At 42.3% G+C, this 594-nt stretch carries 1 protein-coding gene; it reads right to left on the minus strand.

Translation table 11 applies throughout. The features are described 5' to 3' along the window. Positions 1-594 (minus strand): DNA topoisomerase (locus R7Z50_RS29125; RefSeq protein WP_318149962.1); only part of this gene is annotated, 594 nt, incomplete at both ends.

The following is a 594-nucleotide window of genomic DNA, read 5'->3' on the forward strand; positions in this document are numbered from 1 at the left end:
ATAGTTGCGATTTGAGTTGGCCTAGTAGCTGGTGTCCCAATGCCTTTTGATTCTTTGAGTGAATTCCTAAGAATAGGATTAGGCTCGAATTTTGCCGCATGGTACATCGCAAAAAGTAGTGAGGCCTCAGTGAAGAGAGGGGGCTTAGTTGTAGTAGACTCCTTTAGCTCAACATCTGGAATTGAAACATTGCTTTTGTCTAAATCGTTTAAGCTGATAGTTTGGACGGTCTCTTTACCTTTAAAGTAATGTTCCCACCCAGTTTCTATACAAGATCGCTTTGTGATCTTGAAACTAGATACCGGTTCTCCAAAAAGCCCATGGGTATCGAATTTTAAAACCCCTTCTTGAACTAAATATTTTGATGGAGGTAAATGTGCTTGCAAGTAATGCGACGTAATTTCTTCAAAGACCTGAAGATCTAGCCCCTGTAGCTCTCCTGGTTTAGGTATAACAACAGGAGCTAGAGCATCGTGTATTTTATCTCCTGGCGTATAGCAGCTTGGTTTGAAACTTGCGCAGGTATCGTCTTGTCCCGTTTGAATGGCAGCGATTTTAAGGGCGGCTTGGCCAAATTGGTCCCATTTTGCTAGT

The organism is Vibrio sp. 1249-1 (assembly GCF_033340495.1).